The sequence below is a fragment of the Ralstonia sp. 25mfcol4.1 genome (genome assembly GCF_900104095.1).
Lineage (GTDB): Bacteria > Pseudomonadota > Gammaproteobacteria > Burkholderiales > Burkholderiaceae > Cupriavidus.
The window spans coordinates 319,022-338,236 of sequence record NZ_FNJO01000001.1; the positions used below are offsets into that span (position 1 = coordinate 319,022).

Below are 19,215 nucleotides of genomic sequence, written 5' to 3' on the forward strand. Positions count from 1 at the left end.
GGCTGCATGCGAAGGGCCGTGATGCCAATGGTCTTCCTGGCGGCCTTTCTTCCGGCCGTGCTTCCCAACGAAGCTGCCGCCCAGGCTTCAGCTTCGGCCGCAACGGCCACGCCGGCGGCACCGGCACCAGATGCCGCGGCGGCGCCGCCCGGGAAGACGCAAACCCTGACCTTCGCCCAGATGGGCGCCAATTACACGATCCCACTGCGCGGCGTCGATCCCGACCGCACCGTCAACGTCGGCGTCAGGCTCGACGAGGTGGTGACGGCGGCCAGGCTGAAGCTCGTCTTCACGTACTCGCCGTCGCTGGTCTATCCGCTGTCGCACCTGAAGATCCGGCTCAATGACGAAGTGGTGGCCACGCTGCTGCTCGACCAGCAGCATGCGGGCCAGCAGATATCGCGCGAAATCGATCTCGATCCGCGCTTCTTCACCGACTTCAACCGCATCAACGTGCAGATGATCGCGCACTACACGCTCGATCATTGCGAAGATCCGTACCACTCCAGCCTGTGGACCGACATCAGCCCCACCAGCACGCTGACGCTGACCAAGTCCACGGTCACGCTTCCCGACAATCTCGCGCTGCTGCCGGCGCCCTTCTTCGACCGCCGCGACAACCGCCGCGTGACCGTGCCCTTCGTGCTGCCGGCCAGTGCCGATCCGGTGACGCTGCGCGCCGCAGGGGTGGTGGCATCGTGGCTGGGCGCGCTGGCGAGCTATCGCGAGTTGCGCTTTCCGGTGGCGCGCACCGCGCCGGCCGATGCCCACGCCATCGCACTGGTACTGCCCAACGCGCAGCCTGACGGCATCCGCATCGACAAGATCGAAGGCCCCACCGTCAGCGTGCTGCCCAACCCCGCCAACCCGGCCCGCAAGCTGCTTGTGCTGGCCGGCCGCACGCCGCAGGAGCTGGAAGTGGCGGCCAATGCGGTGGTGCTGGGCAAGGCCGGCATGGCCGGCGCCAGTGCCATGGTGAAGACCGTGGACCTGGGCAAGCCGCGCCGCCCCTACGACGCGCCGGCGTGGGCGCCTGTGGATCGTCCGGTCATGTTCAGGGAACTGGTGTCCGACCCGCAGCAGCTGCAGGTGGCGGGCGCCAGCCCCGATGCGATCCGCGTGAACCTGAAGGTGCCCGCCGACCTGTTCGGCTGGAACGACCGCGCGGTGCCGATGAACATGAAGTACCGCTACACGGCGCCTTCCACCTACAACGACTCGGTGCTCAGTATCGACGTGAACGACCAGCTGGTGCGGTCGTACCGGCTCAAGCCGCTCACCGTGCAGACCGACGAGAACCTGGTCAGCGTACCGCTGCTGTCGGGCGGCAGCGCCAGCGTCAGCAACGAGGTCCTGATCCCGGCGTTCCGGGTGGGCAGCAACAACCAGATGCAGTTCCGCTTCCACATCGACTCGCAGAAGACGGGGCTGTGCTCGTCCAGCGCCGCGAACGTGGCGCGCGCCGCGGTGGACCCCGATTCGTCGATCGACTTCAGCGGATTCCTGCACTACGCGCAGTTGCCGAACCTGGCGTTCTTCGCGAACAGCGGCTACCCGTTCACGCGCATGGCCGACCTGGCCGATACCGCCGTGGTGATCCCCGACGCGCCGAGCGCCATCGACCAGGAAGCCCTGCTGACCGTGCTTGGCCACATGGGCAAGTGGACCGGCCTGCCGTCGCTGCGCGTGACCGTGACGCCGGCCAAGGCCATCGATTCGGTCAAGCATCGCGACCTGGTCATCATCGGCACCGGCAGCGCCGCGCAGGTGCTGCAGCAATGGGGCAAGTCGCTGCCCCTGCTGATCGAACGCGGCAAGACCGAGATTGCGCTGCGCGACCAGCGCGCGCACGCCTGGTCGAACTGGCTGAGCGGCGTGGACAACGAGAACATCTCGCCGGCCGGGCGGGCGATCCTGACCGCCGACGGGCCGCTGGCCGCGCTGATCGGCTTTGAGTCGCCCTATGCGGAACGCCGTAGCGTGGTGGCGCTGACCGCGTCCACCGACGACCGCGTGCGCGATGTGCTGGACGTGCTGGAAGACCCGGGCAAGGTGGCGCAGATCCGCGGCGACCTGACCGTGATCCGCCAGCGCGACCTGGAAGGCCTGCGGCTGGGCGATACCTACTATGTCGGCAACCTGCCCTGGTACGCGCGCCTGTGGATGCAGATGTCGGCGCACCCCGCCCTGCTGGCGATTGCCGGCATCCTCGCCGGTTTGCTGGTGGCGCTGACCTTGTTCTGGGCGCTGAGCCGTCTGGCGGCACGCCGCAACGGGGGCTGACATGCGGCGGGCACGGGCCTGGCTGCGGCGCGCATCCTTACGCTGCGCCTTCGCGTTGGCGATGGGTGGCGCGGCCATATCCGCCGTGGCGGTCCAGTGCCCGTGGGCGGACTGGGACGCCTTTCGCCGGGACACCGTCAGCCAGGATGGCCGCGTGATCGATGCCAGCACCAGCCAGCAGGCCACGGTGTCCGAAGGGCAATCCTACGCGCTGTTCTTCGCGCTGGTGGCCAACGACCGCGCCACTTTCGACAAGCTGCTGACCTGGACCGAGAACAACCTTGCCCAGGGCGACCTGACGGCGCACCTGCCAGCATGGCTCTGGGGTAAACGCACCCAGGGCGAACAGGCCGGCACATGGGGCGTGATCGATCCGAATCCCGCATCGGATGCCGACCTGTGGATTGCCTACGCGCTGCTGGAAGCCGGCCGGCTCTGGAACGAACGGCGCTATACGGCGCTTGGCACACTGGTAGCCCGGCGCGTGCTCCGTGAGGAATCGGCCGTCCTGCCGGGCCTGGGCCGCACGCTGCTGCCCGGCCCGGCTGGCTTCCATCCCGCGCCCGATACCTGGCGGCTGAACCCGAGCTATGTGCCGCTGCCCGTGATGCGCCGGCTGGCGGCCGTGCTGGGCGCCGAAGACGGCGCCTGGAAGACGATGGCCGACACCTCCGCGCGGCTGATCGTCGATACCGCGCCAAAGGGCTTTTCTCCGGACTGGGTCGTCTACAGGAAGGGCCACGGCTTCCAGCCCGATGCCGAGACCAGGGCCGACGGCTCTTACAACGCGATCCGTGTCTATCTGTGGGCCGGGATGACAGCTGCGCGCGATCCGTCACGAATGTCGGTCCTGCACGCTTTCCGCCCGATGGCCGACTACGTGGTAGCCCACGGCCATCCGCCCGAACACGTCGACACGCAGGCCGGCACCTTCGGCCCCAATGCTGGCAACGCGGGCTTCTCCGCCGCCGTGGCGCCCTACCTGGCCGCGCTGGGGATGGGCGATGCCGCCCGCGCCCAGGCCAGCCGCGCCCGCACGCTCGCCGCGCAGCCCTCGTTCGGCTACTACAGCCAGGTGCTGGCGCTGTTCGGCCTGGGCCATCTGGACGGACACTTCCGCTTCGAAGCGGACGGCACGCTGGTGCCGGCCTGGAAGACCACATGCCCCGCAACGCGCTAGCCTCCACGCTGGCGCTGTTGCTGGCCAGTTCCGCCATGCCTGCCCTTGCTGCAGACCCCGTCCCCGCCACGCGCGCAGCGCCTTCGCCCCAGATGGCGCAACTGCTGGCGTCCGCGAGGATGTGGGAGGCGAGGAATCGGGCGGACATGGCGCGCGGCATCCTCGACAAGGCGCTGCTGATCGACCCGAACCAGCCCGAGGCATTGAAGCTGCTGGGCCTGATCGAGATCCGCTCAAACCGGCCGGCGCAGGCGGAGAAGCTGCTCAGGAAGCTGCGCACCGTGGCGCCCGACAGCCCGGAGACGCAGGAACTTGACGACGCCTACCGCATCGCCACGCGCGACAAGCGCGAAATGGCGAGTGTCCGGCTGCTGTCGCGCAGCGGCCAGGACGAAGAGGCGGTGCAGCGGCTGCACAAGCTGTTCCCGCGCGGCGCCCCGGCGGGCAGCCTGACGCGCGACTACTATCGCATTCTGGCCGGCACGCCGGCCGGACGCACGCGGGCCATTGCCGAGCTTCGCCAACGCTCGCGCGCCAACCCGAACGACATGCAGCCGAAGCTTGCGCTGGGCGACCTGCTGACCGATCGCGAGGCCACGCGCCAGGAAGGTCTCGCGCTGCTTTACGAAGTGACGCAGCGGCCCGAAGGCGACCGTGCCACGGCGCTCGATATCTGGCGGCGCACGCTGTACCGCGTCAACGAAGATCCCGCCTACTACGTCTGGTTCGAGCGATACCTGAAGGAGGCGCCCGACGACAAGGCCGCGCAGGACACGCTGGCCGCGCTGGGCAAGAAGGTGGCGGCGCAAAAGCAGCTCGAGGCCGACCCGGCCTACCGGGCACGGCAGCGCGGACTGGCGCAACTGGAGCGTGGCCAGCTCAAGGATGCCGACATCGCGCTGCAGCAGGCCTACCAGAAGCGCCGCAACGATGCCGAAGTGGTGGGCGGCCTGGGACTGGTGCGCCTGCGCGAGGGCCGCCACGACGAGGCCCGCGAATTGTTCACGCGCGCCAACCAGATCGATCCCAGCAGCAAATGGCGCAGCCTGATCGCCACGGCCACGTTCTGGGGCACGGTGGCCAAGGCCCGCGAGGCGAACCGGCAAGGCAAGCCCGCCGAGGCCGAGCAACTGGCGCGCCAGGCACTGGCCCAGCAGCCGAACAACGAGGACGCGCAGAACATCCTGGCCGAAGCCCTGGTCGCCCAGAACAGGAACCGCGAGGCGGAAACGTTGCTGCGCCGGATGCTGGCGCGGCCCAAACCGGACGTCGGCGCGCTTCGCACGCTGGTGGGCATCCTGCAGAAGGAAGGGCGCGACGCCGAAGTGGAGGCGCTGATCGCCAGCCAGGCCGCGCGCATGAAGGGGTCGGAAGCCGAATTGCGCGCCATGCGGGCAGACCTGCTGTCGGTGCGCGCGGATCAGGCGCTGGCCCGGCAGCAGCGCAGCCCCGCCATCCGCGACCTGGAGGCGGCCATCCGCCTGCGGCCCGACGACCCATGGATGCGCTTCACGCTGGCGCGCGTCTATCGCGACCTGGGCCTTCCCGCGCTGGGCCGCAGTGTCATGGACGACGGCATGCGCGCCGCTCCCGGCAACGAGATGCGCTATGCCAGCGCGCTCTATCTGAACAGTGTCGACGACATCGACGCGGCGGCCTCGACGCTGGCCGCCGTGCCCGCGGCCAGCCGCTCGGAAGGCATGCGCAACCTGGCCCACAACCTGGCCGCCCAGCAGATGCTGCGGGATGCGCGCCAGCGCGTGGCCGAAGGGCGTGACGATGAGGCGCGCCGCCTGCTCGACCAGGCTGCCGTGGAAGCCAGGGACGATCCGCATATGCTGGCCTCGATCGGCCGTGAATGGATTGCGCTGGGCGATGCCGACAAGGGTCTGCGTCTGGTCAGCGACTGGCTGGCTGCGCATCCGGAAGCGCCCAATCTCGATATCCGCCTGCGCTACGGCGAACTGCTGGCCGCTGCCGGCCGCGACGACGCCCTGCGCCAATGGATCGCCGACTCGACCGCCCTGCCCGGCATCACGGCCCAACAACGTGCGGACTTTGCCGACCAGTCGTTGCGGCTGGCGTTGCGCGAGACAGATCGCCAGATCGAAGCCGGCGACCTGCGGCGCGCGCAGCAGGTGCTGTACGCAGTGCCGGCCGAACAGCAGGCGGATCGCCGCTGGCTGCTGGAACTGGCAGACCTGCGCCAGGCCGGTGGCGACTACCAGGGCGCGGCCGACGCCGCACGCCAGGTGCTGGCCACGCAGCCGCACGACGCGGGCGCCCGGCTTACGCTGGCTCGGCAGTACGAAGCGATGGGCCAGACGGGCCAGGCGCTCGATATCGTGCGTACGGTGCTGGCCGAAACCCCGGAAGACGACATCGACACGCGGCTGTCGATTGCGCGCCGCTTCACCGCGATGCGCCGCGAGGACGAAGCGGCGCAAGTGGTGGACGATCTGGACGCGCGCTACCCGGACCGCGCCGACATCACCGTGCAGCGCGGCCGCATCGCCCAGTCGCGCGGCGACTTCGACGATGCGGCCGGCATCTATCGCGCGGCGCTGCCGCTGGAGCAGCGCGAAAATGTGCTGCCCGGCGCGGAAGGCACGCCGGCCCAGCGCGCGCTGGCCGGGCTGGAGGCGCGTCGCCAGGGCGAGGTGGCGACAGCCGTCATGCAATCGAACAAATCGGGCGACGACGGTATCTCGCGGCTGCATGCCACCGAGATTCCGCTCTACGTGCGCATTCCGCACGGCTACACCGGCCACGCGTTCTTTCATGCGGACACCGTGCTGCTCGATGCTGGCACGCTGCGCGGCGGCGCGCCGGCCAGCAGTCTGGAGTTCGGCAAGATTCCCGCGCTCGGCAATGCCGGGCTGGGCAATATCGGACAGACCGACAAGGGCGTGGCGCTGGCGGCGGGCTACGAATACGACGGCGCCTACAACAGCTGGCGCGCCGATATCGGCACCACGCCGCTCGGTTTCCTGGAGAGCACGGTGGTGGGCGGTTTCCGGTACCGGGCGGACCTGGGCGTGCAGTCGGTGAGCGTCGATGTCTCGCGCCGCGCGCAGACCAGCTCGCTGATCTCGTACGCGGGCGCCCGCGATCCGGTCACTGGCGAGCACTGGGGCGGCATCGTGCGCAATGGCGTCCACCTGCGCTACGCGCGCGACGTGGGCCGCCTGGGGCTGTTTGCCGACGTCGGCGCCGGGCTCTACACTGGTGACAACGTCAAGACCAACCGCGAAGTGACGCTGCGGACCGGCTTCGATGTGCCGGTCTACGCAAAGCGGGACCAGCGCGTGACCAGCGGCCTGGTCTTCAACTGGTGGCACTACTCGGACAACCAGCGGTTCTACACGTTTGGCCACGGTGGCTACTACAGCCCCCAGCGTTATGTTTCGGTCGGCGTGCCGCTGGACTGGACAGGCCGCTACGCCAGGTGGTCGTGGCGCCTGCTGGGGTCCGCCGGCTGGTCATGGACCTATGAGGATGCGGCCCCGTTCTTCCCGACGCGGCCCGACCTGCAGGCGCTGAGCGGCAATGCCACCTATGGCGGCGGATCGGGCGGCGGGTTCAGCTACACGCTGGGCGCGACGATCGAATACACGGTTGCGCCGCACTGGGTGGTGGGCGCCGGATTCTCGATCGACCGCTCGCGCGACTATGCGCCGAATCGCGCCATGGCCTGGCTGCGCTACCTGTTCGACAAGCGACAGCTGCCGGTGCCATTCCCGCCAACGCCGGTGCGGCCATATTCGGCCTATTGAGCGGCACCATGAGCCAGGGACCCGCGATGAACGACGCCGTACGCACCTCCGCCCCACCCCGCACCGCGCCGCCGCGCACGCCGCTGACCGCGCGGCTGCACGCCCGGGCGACGCTGGCCATCGAGGGCCTGGCCCCTGCGCTGGCCACGCTGACGCCGGGCCGCGCGCACGTGGTCTATGCGCGGCCGTCCCCGGCACGCGATGCGTTGTTCTGGCAGACCGCCGCCTCGGCGCTGCGCGGCCCCGCCTGCGTGCTGTCCACCCGCGACGCCGACAACATTTCCGGTGCGCTGCGCGAGCATGGCCTGGATATCGAGGTGAACCGCGCGCTCCACGCGCGGGCCAACCTTTGCGCACTGCGCCCATCCGCCGGCCGTACCGGCATCGACGCGCTGATTGAAGCGCTGGACGCCCTCGTCGAGCAGTGCGGCGCGCGCGGCACGACCTTCCTGCTGGAAGGCGCGGAAGCGTTCTTCAACTGGCACGACGCCACCGCACTGGCCCTTGAAGGCGTACGGCTTTGCGAATGGTGCGCCGACGAACGCTGCGCGCTGCTGCTGGTGATGGCGCCGCCGGCCGCGGCAGAAGGCCAGCCTGGGCCCGATCTGCACGGCTTTCATGGCCGCTTTGCCGGCGCGGTACAGCTGTCGCAGCAGCAGGGCCAGTACACCTGGGAAGTCGCCTTCTGGCGCGACAACCAGGCGGTGGTGGCCGGCGAGGTGCTGCGCCTGCGCTTCGCACCCAATGAACATCGCCTGATGGTGGCATCGGACACCTATAGCGACGCCATCGAGGAAGCCGGCATGCTGGCGCCCGACGAGCAACGGGTGATCGTCAGCCGCGAGGCGGTGCTGCGCGAGCGTTATATCCCCGAGGACTGGCGCGTGGTCGACAGCAACGAGGCGGCCGTGGCCACCGCCAGCAAATCGGTGGCGGCCACGGTGGTCCTGCACTACGCCGGCATGCGCGACCTGGAGGTCCTTGCCGGCCAGGTACACCGGCTGCGCCGCAGCGCCGGACGCGCCCTCAAGATCGTGGTCCGCGAGGACCGCGAAGCCATGCGCCAGCACTATGAGCTGCTGATGCTGAACCTGGGCGCCAACGCCGTGGTGGCGCAGCGCACGCCGTTCGCCCGCATGCAGGCCATGATCGACGGGCTGCAAGGCCAGGTGTTCTCGCGGCCGATCCTGGCGGACTATCGCGCCGCCCTGTCTGCCGTGCTGACCACCACGGCCAGCGGCTATGTCACGGCATCGACCTTCATTGCGCTGGTGCGCGACGCCGTCGAGCGCAGCCGCATGATCCGGCTGCCGCACGTGCTGCTGCAGTTGCCGCTGCTGCCCGAAGTGGCCCATATCGATGCCCTGCGCGCGTGCCAGATGAGCCGCGCGGGCGACCTGTGCACGGCCGGCAGCGACAGCCTCTATGCCTTCTTCTTTGCCTGCCGCATGGACGATGTGGACGCGGTCTGCCAGCGCGTGTTCAAGCGCCCGATGGCCGATCTGTTCCAGGGCGACCTGCGCAGCGGCGACAACGAATCGATCGCCGCCGAGCTGGCCCGGTTCGAGGCCGAGATCGCGGAACTGCCTGCGCCCGACTACAGCACCTGGCTGCCGGTGCAGCCGATGCCGCCGTTCCGCCCGGAAGACGCCTCGCCCGACGCATTCGGGCAGCCGGCGCCGGCGGACCCTGCAGCGGCAGGCGCCACTGCCCTCGCAATCGCGCCCGGGGCGCAAGCGGCTCCGGTCACGCTGCCCTTGATGGCGCCACGGCGCGCCAGCCCAAGCGCCGCACCCCGTGCGCTGCCGGAACCTCATCCGGTGCCCCTCAAACGTCAGGACTGACCATGGCAACCTTTCTTGGCTATTTCATCTGGGGACTGATCCTGGCCGCGCCCCTCGCCTGGCTGACCTGGCGTTTCGACCTGCTGCGGTGGCTGCCGCGCTGGAGCGCGCCACGTCCGCGCCGGGCCGTACGGCTGCCGCCGCAACTCGACGCGCTGGTGATCCGCGGCAAGCGCCAATCGGGCGGGGAACGCAGATGAGCACGCCGACCCGGACGGAAGCCGCCACCATCGCCATCGTCTCCACCACGGGCGGCGCTGGCCGCAGCACGCTGACCGCCGAACTGGCGTCGCTGCTGACCTGGCGCAGGCATGCGGTGCTGGCCGTGGAGTGCGACCCGCGCAACGTGCTGGGTTTCCATTTCGGCATGCGCGATAACCCGTCCGACGGCATCGGCGCTCACCTGCACGATGCCTCGCCCTCGGCGTGGGCGGCCAGCGGCCAACGCAGCGACGACGGCGTGCTGTTCGTGCCGTGGGGCGACAGCGCCGAACTGGGCGCGATCGAACGGCTGACCGCCAACTGGCTGGCGCGCCGGATCGAACAGGTGGACCTGCCGCCGCGCAGCGCCGTGCTGATCGATACGGCTCCCTGGCCGTCGGCCTACGCCAACCAGGCCATCGATGCCGCCGACCTGGTGCTGGTGCTGCTGCCAGCCCAGCCGGAAACCTGCCTGACGCTGCGCCGCCTGACGGACAGCCTGGAGGCGCGCGCCAAGACCGTGCGCTACGTGGCCACGCGGCTGCAGCCGGCGCGGCAGTTGCATGTCGATATCGTGGCCATGCTGCAGGCAACGCTGGGGCAGGCCATGCTGCCCTACCACGTGCATGAAGACAGCAGCGTGCCCGAAGCCCTGGCGCGCAGCGAGTGCTTCAGCCGCAGCACACCGCATTCGCAGGCTGCGCACGACCTGAATGGGCTGGCATCGTGGCTGTCGGCGTGGATCGAATCGACTGCGTTGGCCGGGAGCACCGCATGAACACGCGCCTGCCGCGGCTCCGACAGTGGATGGCGTCGGCCCGCCAGCGGCTGGCGCGCGAGCTTGGCGTAGGCACCAGCACCGTCCCGCATGCCGGCGACTGGCTGCTGCGCCTGTTCTTCCGCCCGCCGCGTCCCGGCAAGCCGGACATCCCCGCTGAATGGGCGGCTCAGATCTACCGACGTTCGGTGGCGCGCCTGGGCATCGGCAAGCGTCCTTCGGCCGGCACCTGGGTCTGGCGCCTGTTCGTTCGTCCGCCCAAGCCGCGCGTGCGCCTTGCCGCCGACCCGCGAAAGCAGCGCGCCGCCGTGGAGCCCGACCGCACCGGCTGGCTGCGCCGATGGATGGATCGCGTGCTGGAACCGCTGTGGCATGCCGCGTCGCGGCTGCGGCACAAGGTGCTGACGCACCTGCCGCGCCCCGACTGGAATCGCGTGGCCTATGTCACGGAGGCCGTGTCGGCGCGCGTGGGCCGCATTCCGTTCGTGCTGCCGGTGTCCCTCGTGCTGGCCGCCATCGCCGCACTCGCCGTCAGCACCACGCCGCTGCGCTTCGAGGACCAGGTCCTGCTGTTCGCCGTGGTCTGGCTCGTGCTGAGCGTGGTTCGGCGCGTACCGGGGCATCTGGCCACCATCACCATGATCGCCATCTCCACGCTGATGGCGGGCCGCTACATCTGGTGGCGATCCACCCAGACGCTGCAGTTTGCCAGCGCCATCGAGGCTGCAGTGGGCTACGTGCTGTACGCAGCCGAAATCTATACGTGGATCGTGCTGGCGCTCGGCTACCTGCAGACGGCCTGGCCGCTGCAGCGCAAACCGAAGGCGCTGCCGGCAGATCCCGGGGAATGGCCGACCGTGGACGTCTTCATCCCGACGTACAACGAGTCGCTGAGCGTGATCCAGCCCACCGTCTACGCCGCGCGCAGCATGGACTGGCCGGCGGACAAGCTGCGCGTCTTCCTTCTCGACGATGGCCGCCGGCCGCATATCCGCGCGTTTGCCGAGGCCGCCGGCGTCGGTTACCTGACGCGCACCGACAACCGCCACGCCAAGGCCGGCAATATCAACGCGGCGCTGCCCAAGACCGACGGCGACTACATCGCCATCTTCGACTGCGATCACATCCCCACCCGCTCGTTCCTGCAGATGACCATGGGCGAGTTCCTGTCCGATCCGAACTGCGCGCTGGTGCAGACGCCCCATCACTTCTTCTCGCCCGATCCGTTCGAGCGCAACTTCGACACGTTCCGGCGCGTGCCCAACGAAGGCAGCCTGTTCTATGGCCTGATCCAGGACGGCAACGATTTCTGGAACGCCACGTTCTTTTGCGGTTCGTGCGCGGTGATCAAGCGCGGCCCGCTGCTGGAGATCGGCGGCATTGCCGTGGAGACCGTGACGGAGGACGCGCACACGGCGCTGAAGCTGCACCGGCACGGCTACAACAGCGCCTACCTGCGCACCGTGCAGGCGGCGGGGCTGGCCACCGAAAGCCTGTCCGGTCATATCGGCCAGCGCATCCGCTGGGCGCGCGGCATGGCGCAGATCTTCCGGCTGGACAACCCGATGCTGGGCCGCGGCCTGAAGTTCTTCCAGCGGCTGTGCTACAGCAACGCGATGCTGCACTTCTTCTACGGCATTCCCCGGCTGATCTTCCTGACCATGCCGATCGCATACCTGTACTTCGGGCTGCACGTGATCAATACATCGGCGCTGCTGATCACGGCCTACGTGCTGCCGTACCTGCTGATCGCCAACATCACCAACTCCCGCCTGCAGGGGCGCTTCCGGCATTCGTTCTGGGCCGAGGTCTACGAGTCTGTGCTGGCGTGGTACATCGTGCTGCCCACCACGGTGGCCTTCATCAACCCGCGCGCCGGCAAGTTCAACGTGACGGCCAAGGGCGGCCAGATTACCGACGACTACCTGGACTGGACGATCTCCAAGCCCTATCTGTTCCTGCTGGCGCTGAACGTGATCGGCCTGGGCGCGGGCATTGCCCGGCTGCTGTTCTGGGGCACCGAGGAGCCAGCCACGGTGCTCATGAACATGGCGTGGGCCCTGTTCAACCTGATGATGCTGGGCGCGGCTATTGGCGTGGCGCGCGAGGCGCGCCAGGTGCGCGTGTCGCACCGCATTCCGATGCGCGTGCCCGCCACGCTGCTGCTGCCCGATGGCCGCACGCTGGCCTGCAAGACCGAGAACTATTCGATTGGCGGGCTGGGCGTGGTGCTGCCCATCGACGTGCCGCTGCAGGAAGGCGCGCGGGTCGGCGTGTGTCTGTCGCGCGGCGCCCGCACCTACCATTTTCCGGCCGTCGTCACGCGCAACGTGAACCGGCATCTGGGCGTGCGGATGGAAGACCCGACGATGGCGCGCGAGACGCAACTGATCCAGTGCACGTTCGGCCGGGCCGATGCGTGGGTCGACTGGCTGGACGACGAGCGCGTGGACGCGCCGCTGCGCAGTCTCAAGGAAGTCATGGAAATGGGCTACCAGGGTCTGCTGCGGCTCTACGACGCCCTGGTCGATGCCGTGGACCTGGTCGTGGCGCGACGCCGTTCGCGCCAGCCTTGATCGAGACAACATGGGACTCTGGAACCTCTACTTCCTCGCGAAGCTCTACCTGTTCCACACCGGGCAGATGAAGCCGATATGGCTGCTGAACATCCTGTTCGCGCTGCTGCTGGTCATGCCGATGGAGTCGCGCCCGCTGCGGGTGATCCGGCAGGTGCTGGCCATCGCGGTGGGGGCGGCGCTGGCATGGCGCGAGTCGACGCTGCCGCCGTTCGAGCGGGTGATCTCGCAGTTCGCGAACATCCGCGCCTTCACGCCCGCCTATCTGATGGAACTGCTGCAGCGGCTGGTGACGATCCAGATGGTGGTGGCCGTGCTGCTGGTGCTGGTGATCTACCTGCTGCTCAACCGCTGGCTGCGCACCACCACCTTCGTGCTGATTGCCCTCTTCGCGATGCCGTTCTGGTACGGCCTGGGCGTGACGCTGCCGGGCCGGGGGGCGGCCGTGGCGCAGGCGGCCAACAGCCCGCGCGCGGACATCAACGCCACCAACAACTACGACGCGATCCTGACTGCGTTCCGCGAGCAGGAGGCGCAGCGCACGGCCACGGTGTCGCCGCTGACCGCCAGCCCCGACGCGCAGTTCGACGTCATCGTGCTGCATATCTGTTCGCTGTCGTGGGACGACCTGGATGCGGCCAAGAGCCTGAACCACCCGCTGCTGTCGCGCTTCGACTACCTGTTCAAGAACTTCAGTTCGGCCGCCAGCTACAGCGGCCCGGCCGCCATCCGCGTGCTGCGCGGCGCGTGCGGCCAGGAGCCGCACAAGAACCTGTACGATCCCGCGCCGGCCGAGTGCCACGTCTTTGCCGATCTGGCGCAGGCCGGCTTCACGCCCCACGTGCTGATGAACCACGATGGCCGATTCGACAATTTCCGCGCCTTTGTCGACAAGGAAATCGGCGTGCAAGGCGTGCAGCCGGAAGCCACCGACGGCGTGCCCGTGGCCATGCGCGCGTTCGACGATTCGCCGGTACTGGGCGACTTCGACACATTCGACCACTGGTACAGACAGCGCCTGACGCGGGACAGGAAACCGGTGGCGCTGTACTACAACTCCGTGACGCTGCACGACGGCAACCGGCTGCCGGGCAAGCGGCTGACCAGCCTGGAGTCGTATCCGCTGCGGCTCAAGGCGCTGCTGGACGACGTGGACCGGATCATCGACACCATCGCCAAATCCGGCCGCAAGGCCGTGGTGGTGTTCGTGCCCGAGCACGGGGCCGCGCTGCGCGGCGACAAGAACCAGATTTCGGGCCTGCGCGAGATTCCCACGCCGAACATCATCCATGTGCCGGTTGGCGTCAAGCTGGTGGGCCTGCCCGGCACCGAGACGCCCCAGCCGGTGACGATCGACGCGCCGATGAGCTTCCTGGGGCTGTCGCAACTGGTGTTCAATCTCGTGGCGGACAGCCCGTTCCGCCAGGGCGCGCCGGCGCTGTCGCACTATTCCGAGGACCTGCCGCAAACCCAGATGGTGGGCGAGAACGAGGGAACGATCACGATGAAGCGCACCGACGGCTACGTGGTGCATACGCCCGACGGCGTCTGGGTGGAGCAGAAATGAGCGCGCGTCCCATTACCAAACCCATCACGTCGCGCAAGGCGGCCATCGCCTACAACGACATCGATGCGCTGGCCCAGAAGGTGGACGGCTTTGACGGCCGCCACTACTTCGACCAGCAAGGCGAGGTGGAAACGGCCGAAGCCGCGCAACGCTGGCCGCTGCTGGCGCAGGTGTTGGGGCTGCCATTGCCGCCCCGCCGCGCCCCATCCCCCTCGCCTTCGGCGCCGCACAGCGACGACACGTGATGCGGCATTGCCGCGCCGCTTGAACCGCTAATGCCGCCACCCCTCGCGAGTAGGGCGTTAAGCCTTGATTTGAAAGGATTTTCGTCACGGATCCGACACAAAGACCGCCTAGACTCTGGGCCGTTTTCCCATTCCCCGCTCGCACCGTCATGTCCGGCTTTCTGGTGGATTCACCCGCTGCGCGACCGCGCTTCCGGCAGCCATGCGCCGAGGATCTGGCCGTGTCCACGCCCTCGGTCACCACTGACCATACGAACCAGGACGTGCTGGAAGTCTTTGCGCTGCACCGGGAACTGGCCTGCCTGCCCGTCACCGAGCAGGGCCGGCCCATCGGCCTGATCAACCGGTCGATCTTCCTGTCGCAGATGAGCAAGCCGTACCACCGCGAGCTCTACAACCGCAAGAGCTGCATCGCGTTCATGGACAAGGAACCTCTCGTCGTCGACGCCGAGATGAGCATCGACGCCCTGACCTTCCGCACGGTGGAATACGGCGAGAAGGCGCTGGCCGATGGCTTCATCGTGGCGCGCGCCGGCCAGTACCTCGGCCTGGGCCACGGCCTGCAGCTGATGCGCGTGGTGGCCGACATGCAGGCCGAACGTAACCGCCAGATCATGCACAGCATCGACTACGCCAGCACGATCCAGCGGGCCATGCTGCGCACCTCGCGCGAGAGCCTGGCCGCCACGCTGGCCGATGCCGCGCTGGTCTGGGAGCCGCGCGACGTGGTGGGCGGCGATTTCTACCATTTTTCCGCCTTCACGGACGGCTGGTTCGCCGCCCTGGCCGACTGCACGGGCCACGGCGTGCCGGGCGCCTTCATGACGCTGATCGCGTCGTCGCTCCTGAGCCAGGCCCTGGAGCAGCTCGGGCCGCGCGACCCCGGCGCGCTGCTGATGGCCGTGAACCGCGGCATCAAGCAGATGCTGGCCCAGACCGGGCGCGAACCTCGGCAGACCCCGGACGCATCCGAATCGGACGATGGCCTGGACGCCGCATTCTTCTGGTTCGACAACGCCACGCGGGAACTGACATTCGCCGGCGCGAAGTCGGCGCTGTTCGTGCTGCAGCCCGGCGACGCCGAGGGTGCCATGATCAACGGCGCCCGCATGGGCGTGGGCTACGTGGACACGGCCATGGACTACGTCTGGCACAACAGCGCCGTCCAGACGCAGGCGGGCACGCTGGTCTTCGTGACCACCGACGGGCTGATCGACCAGATCGGCGGCCCCAGGGAAATCGCGTTCGGCAAACGCCGCATGCGCGAGGCGATCTGCGCGCAGCGCGACGCATCGGCCACGCGGATCAGCGAAGCCGTACTGGACGTGCATCGCGCGTGGCAAGGCGAACAACGCCGCCGCGACGACCTGACATTCTTCTGCTTCCGTGCGCAATGACACCCGTCCCGCGCATCCAACCGCTTGCCCATGACCGCCGCACAATCGATTGACAAGGAATATGAGCCGTTCTTCCAGATGGCTCGGGAACGCAAGGTGATTTTCTACTACGTCGGCTATTTTTCGCAGAACATCATCGCCGCCATGTCCGATGCGGTGCGGCTGCAGCTTACCGTGAGTGGCGTGGACGGCACCACGCGGCGCAAGCTGTTCTCGTCGTTCGTGGAGATGGCGCAGAACATCGTTCACTATTCGTCCGACTCGCTGACGTCGCCGTCGCAGCCGGACGGGCAGCTGCGCCACGGCTCCGTCTGCATCAGCATGGTGGACGAGCACTACCGGCTGATGTGTTCGAATCCCGTATCCTCGGCCCGCGTGGAGCAACTGCGCGGCACGCTGGAGAAGGTGCGGACCATGACCCTGGAAGAAATCAAGCGGGCCTACAAGGAAACGCTGCGCGCCGATGCCCCCGAAGGCAGCAAGGGTGCGGGGCTTGGCATCCTGACGATGGCGCGCGACGCGAGCGCCCCCCTGGAGTACAACTTTCAGCCGATCGACTCGGACCCGGTCTCGACGATGTTCCAGCTCGTCGCCACCATCTGACACTGACCGATCGCACCGAACCGCCATGGAAAACCTGTTCATCGCCGCCACGCCAAGCTCGCCCGAAGTGAGCTTCGACTTCGCGCGGCACACGCTCTCGCTCAAGGGCGAGTCCTACCCCGAGAATGCCGCCGTGTTCTACGGCGAGGCCATCAGCCGCCTGCGCAAGTACCTGGCCGACTGCGACGACACGGACGTGACCGTGAATGTGTCCCTGACGTACTTCAACAGTTCGAGTACCAAGATGCTGTTCAGCATGTTCGACGCCCTCAAGGAGGCGGCGGAGCGCGGCAACCACGTGACGCTGCACTGGTTTCACGACGAAGACGACGACACCATCCTGGAGTTTGGCCAGGAACTGCACGACGACTTCCCCGCCATCGACTTCATCGACGAAGTGACCACCAGCAGTTGAACGCGCCGCGCGACATGCCCCCTGCCGCAGCCATGTCGGAACCCGACCTGTTCGAATCGGAGAACAGCGCCCTGGCCCATGCCAAGGCCGTGTTCTGCGACGTGGACGCCGGTGAGGAAGCCTATCGCCATACGCTGGGCCAGCTGATCAGCTATTACGAACGGCTGATGCGCGAGACGCGCCGCCTGATCCGCCGCAGCGACCGCGAGGAGCTGGAAATGAACCGGCTGAACCACCGGCTGCAGGAACTGGCCCAGGAACTGGAGTATCGCGCCACGCACGATACGCTGACCGGCGCCCTGAACCGGGGCGCCGTGATCGACCGCGCCACCGCCGCGCTGGCGCGGGGCAGCCTGGCGCTGATCGTGCTGGACATCGACCACTTCAAGCGGCTCAACGACGATTTCGGGCATCCGGCCGGCGACACGGTGATCTGCGGCGTCACGGCCTGCCTGAAGGATACGGTCCGGGCCGAAGGCGCAATCGGCCGCGTGGGCGGCGAGGAATTCGCCGCGCTGCTGCCCGATTTCTCGATGGACGATGCGCTGGACCTGGCCGAACGGATGCGCTGCGCCATCGCCGGCCACGGATTTCCGCCACCCGTGAACCGCCAGGTGACGGCCAGCTTTGGCGTGAGCTGGTCAGCCCAGGGCCGTACATTCGAGTACGCCTATGGCCGCGCCGACGAGGCCCTGTACGAAGCCAAACGCAGCGGGCGCAATCGCGTGACCTGCGCCATCACGGCCTGAACCGATTCGCCGGCCCGGCGCCTGCCGCCGCCCGCCCGCAGCCCGCCGCCTCCTGCCTGATTTCTCACCCGATTTCTATTGCCTGATCCGCTGCGGGTGCGTGGCGTAGTACGCCAGCACCAGCGATGCGGTGAACGCCATGCCAGCCACGGCAAAGGCAATCAACGTCGGCATGGCAAAACCCCGGCTTTCCTTCGACATGCGAACCTCCTTGAATGGACGTTCTTGCATGGTAGGCGTCCTCGCTCCACTTTGCGAACTGTCTTATAGCGATTCCCCGCGCGATGGCCGACAGTCGAAGTTGAACATTTTTCAACCGGAGGCCTCAGGCATGACGCCCAGACAGCAAAGACACCGCTCACGATCCAAAAGACACCGCAACGTCCGCGACGGTGGGATCCTGCGCGGCGAATTTGATGCGAACGTTCGACGGCTCGACGAACGCATGAATCGCATGTTCGCCAAAAGCGACGAACGGTACAGAAGGGAATGCGAAGCACGAGACGAGCGGCTCAGGAAGGAACGCGAAGAACAAGAGCAGCAGCGCAGGAAGGAACGGGAGGAACATGACGAGCGGCTCAGGCAGGAACGCGAGGAACAGGACGAGCGGCTCAGGAAAGAACGCGAAAAGCGGAAAGAAGAATATGAAAAGCAGTGCAAAGAACAAAGCGAACGGGACAGACGGGAAGCCGAGCGGCGCATTGAAGAATCCAACCGGCGGACCGACGCGCTGTTGAAGGGCATGGATGAACGCTTCGCCGCGCAGTCCCGAAGCCTGGAGCAGCGGCTCGCCATCGAGCAGAATAACTTCCGCGAAATGATGGCCGTCCATTTGCGCAGCATGGACAAGCGCATCGACGACATGAAGGAGCAGTTCACGGCCCAGACGATGGCGATACGCGAGGACGTCGTGGAAATCCGCAGAGAATCGAAACTGCTGCGATGGAATATCTGGATCGCCGCCTGCACGACAGTCCTGGGCGTGGCGGGCGCGATGTCTGCAATGAACTCGGTCATCATCAGCGCGTTCGAGTCGGGGCGCGGTGCGTCGGCGGCGGTTGCCCGGCAAGCGACGCCGCCCACAACGCCGCCCAGACCCACGAACATGACAAATTTGTCATCCGGTAACACCCAGAAACCAGCGTCGGACGTTAGCACTCACACGCCCCTCCACCGTAGGGAAGACGCCGGAGATACATTAAAAGACAATCGGTCTCAGTCTTGATTGACCCCATGACATTTCACCCGGCCCGCTCGCCCCCGCGCAGCGGGCATTTTTTTGGGCGGGTGCTGGATGAATCGGCGGCCGGAAGCGGAAACGAAAATGCCCGCGGGCGCGGGCATCAGGATTCTGGCGGAGGGAGGGGGATTCGCCTACATAGGCGCAGACCGCGGATTCGCTTGCAAGCGAATCCCTTCGAATCCCTCGCGCAAGCCAAACTATTGGCTTGCTTCTGCCGGAAACGACGATGCCCGCTGGCGCGGGCATCAGAATCTTGGCGGAGAGAGGGGGATTCGAACCCCCGATAGGCTATTAACCTATACACGCTTTCCAGGCGTGCGACTTAAACCACTCATCCATCTCTCCGGGAAGTCCGCGA

The 19,215-nt window shown here is 67.7% G+C and carries 15 protein-coding genes and 1 tRNA gene; 14 read left to right on the top strand and 2 right to left on the bottom strand.

Translation table 11 applies throughout. The features are described from left to right. Positions 1–21 precede the first annotated feature (21 nt). The 13 genes from bcsB to BLQ58_RS01465 all read left to right on the top strand — a co-directional run bounded on the left by bcsB (position 22) and on the right by BLQ58_RS01465 (position 17,614). Entirely contained in the window at positions 22–2,283 is a 2,262-nt protein-coding gene (bcsB, locus tag BLQ58_RS01405; RefSeq protein WP_254775778.1) for a cellulose biosynthesis cyclic di-GMP-binding regulatory protein BcsB, read from the top strand. 61 nt (positions 2,284–2,344) lie between these two features. Beyond that, a complete protein-coding gene (bcsZ, locus tag BLQ58_RS01410) occupies positions 2,345–3,463 on the top strand; it encodes a cellulose synthase complex periplasmic endoglucanase BcsZ (protein WP_254775792.1) in 1,119 nt (372 codons plus the stop codon). Further along, positions 3,445–7,239 carry a cellulose synthase subunit BcsC-related outer membrane protein gene (locus BLQ58_RS01415; protein WP_092594223.1) on the top strand — a complete coding sequence of 1,265 codons (3,795 nt, stop codon included), beginning with the start codon at positions 3,445–3,447 and terminating at the stop codon, positions 7,237–7,239. The genes bcsZ and BLQ58_RS01415 overlap by 19 nt, the downstream gene beginning before the upstream one ends. An 8-nt stretch (positions 7,240–7,247) precedes the next feature. Then, the gene (gene bcsE, locus BLQ58_RS01420; RefSeq protein ID WP_254775779.1) at positions 7,248–9,083 is read left to right on the top strand and encodes a cellulose biosynthesis protein BcsE; all 1,836 of its coding nucleotides are present in this window, start codon (positions 7,248–7,250) and stop codon (positions 9,081–9,083) included. 2 nt (positions 9,084–9,085) lie between these two features. Next, positions 9,086–9,283 carry a hypothetical protein gene (locus BLQ58_RS01425; RefSeq protein ID WP_092594225.1) on the top strand — a complete coding sequence of 66 codons (198 nt, stop codon included), beginning with the start codon at positions 9,086–9,088 and terminating at the stop codon, positions 9,281–9,283. After that, on the top strand, positions 9,280–10,062 hold the full coding sequence (gene bcsQ / locus BLQ58_RS01430; RefSeq protein WP_092594226.1) for a cellulose biosynthesis protein BcsQ: 783 nt from the start codon (positions 9,280–9,282) through the stop codon (positions 10,060–10,062). Before BLQ58_RS01425 ends, bcsQ begins: the two co-directional genes overlap by 4 nt. Continuing rightward, positions 10,059–12,638 (top strand): UDP-forming cellulose synthase catalytic subunit, encoded by a 2,580-nt coding sequence (bcsA, locus tag BLQ58_RS01435; protein ID WP_092594227.1) that lies wholly within the window; start codon positions 10,059–10,061, stop codon positions 12,636–12,638. The genes bcsQ and bcsA overlap by 4 nt, the downstream gene beginning before the upstream one ends. Before the next feature lie 10 nt (positions 12,639–12,648). Beyond that, entirely contained in the window at positions 12,649–14,205 is a 1,557-nt protein-coding gene (gene bcsG, locus BLQ58_RS01440) for a cellulose biosynthesis protein BcsG (protein WP_092594228.1), read from the top strand. Continuing rightward, positions 14,202–14,450, top strand: a complete 249-nt coding sequence (gene bcsR / locus BLQ58_RS01445; protein ID WP_092594229.1) for a BcsR/BcsP family cellulose biosynthesis protein — start codon at positions 14,202–14,204, stop codon at positions 14,448–14,450. The genes bcsG and bcsR overlap by 4 nt, the downstream gene beginning before the upstream one ends. 149 nt (positions 14,451–14,599) lie before the next feature. Further along, positions 14,600–15,847 carry a SpoIIE family protein phosphatase gene (locus BLQ58_RS01450; protein ID WP_092594230.1) on the top strand — a complete coding sequence of 416 codons (1,248 nt, stop codon included), beginning with the start codon at positions 14,600–14,602 and terminating at the stop codon, positions 15,845–15,847. A gap of 30 nt (positions 15,848–15,877) precedes the next feature. Continuing rightward, entirely contained in the window at positions 15,878–16,450 is a 573-nt protein-coding gene (locus tag BLQ58_RS01455) for a SiaB family protein kinase (RefSeq protein ID WP_092594231.1), read from the top strand. 25 nt (positions 16,451–16,475) lie between these two features. Continuing rightward, entirely contained in the window at positions 16,476–16,865 is a 390-nt protein-coding gene (locus BLQ58_RS01460; protein WP_092594232.1) for a DUF1987 domain-containing protein, read from the top strand. Between the two features lie 32 nt (positions 16,866–16,897). Next, a complete protein-coding gene (locus BLQ58_RS01465; protein WP_092594233.1) occupies positions 16,898–17,614 on the top strand; it encodes a GGDEF domain-containing protein in 717 nt (238 codons plus the stop codon). Between the two features lie 75 nt (positions 17,615–17,689). On the opposite strand, the gene BLQ58_RS29030 is transcribed toward BLQ58_RS01465, so the two are convergent. Further along, entirely contained in the window at positions 17,690–17,845 is a 156-nt protein-coding gene (locus tag BLQ58_RS29030) for a hypothetical protein (RefSeq protein ID WP_175459814.1), read from the bottom strand. Positions 17,846–17,945: 100 nt separating this feature from the next. On the opposite strand from BLQ58_RS29030, the gene BLQ58_RS28655 reads away from it, so the two are divergent. Further along, entirely contained in the window at positions 17,946–18,839 is an 894-nt protein-coding gene (locus tag BLQ58_RS28655) for a hypothetical protein (RefSeq protein WP_139186052.1), read from the top strand. A 272-nt stretch (positions 18,840–19,111) separates the two neighbouring features. Here the strand turns inward: BLQ58_RS28655 and BLQ58_RS01480 are convergent. Next, positions 19,112–19,202, bottom strand: a tRNA-Ser gene (locus tag BLQ58_RS01480). Between the last annotated feature and the right edge of the window lie 13 nt (positions 19,203–19,215).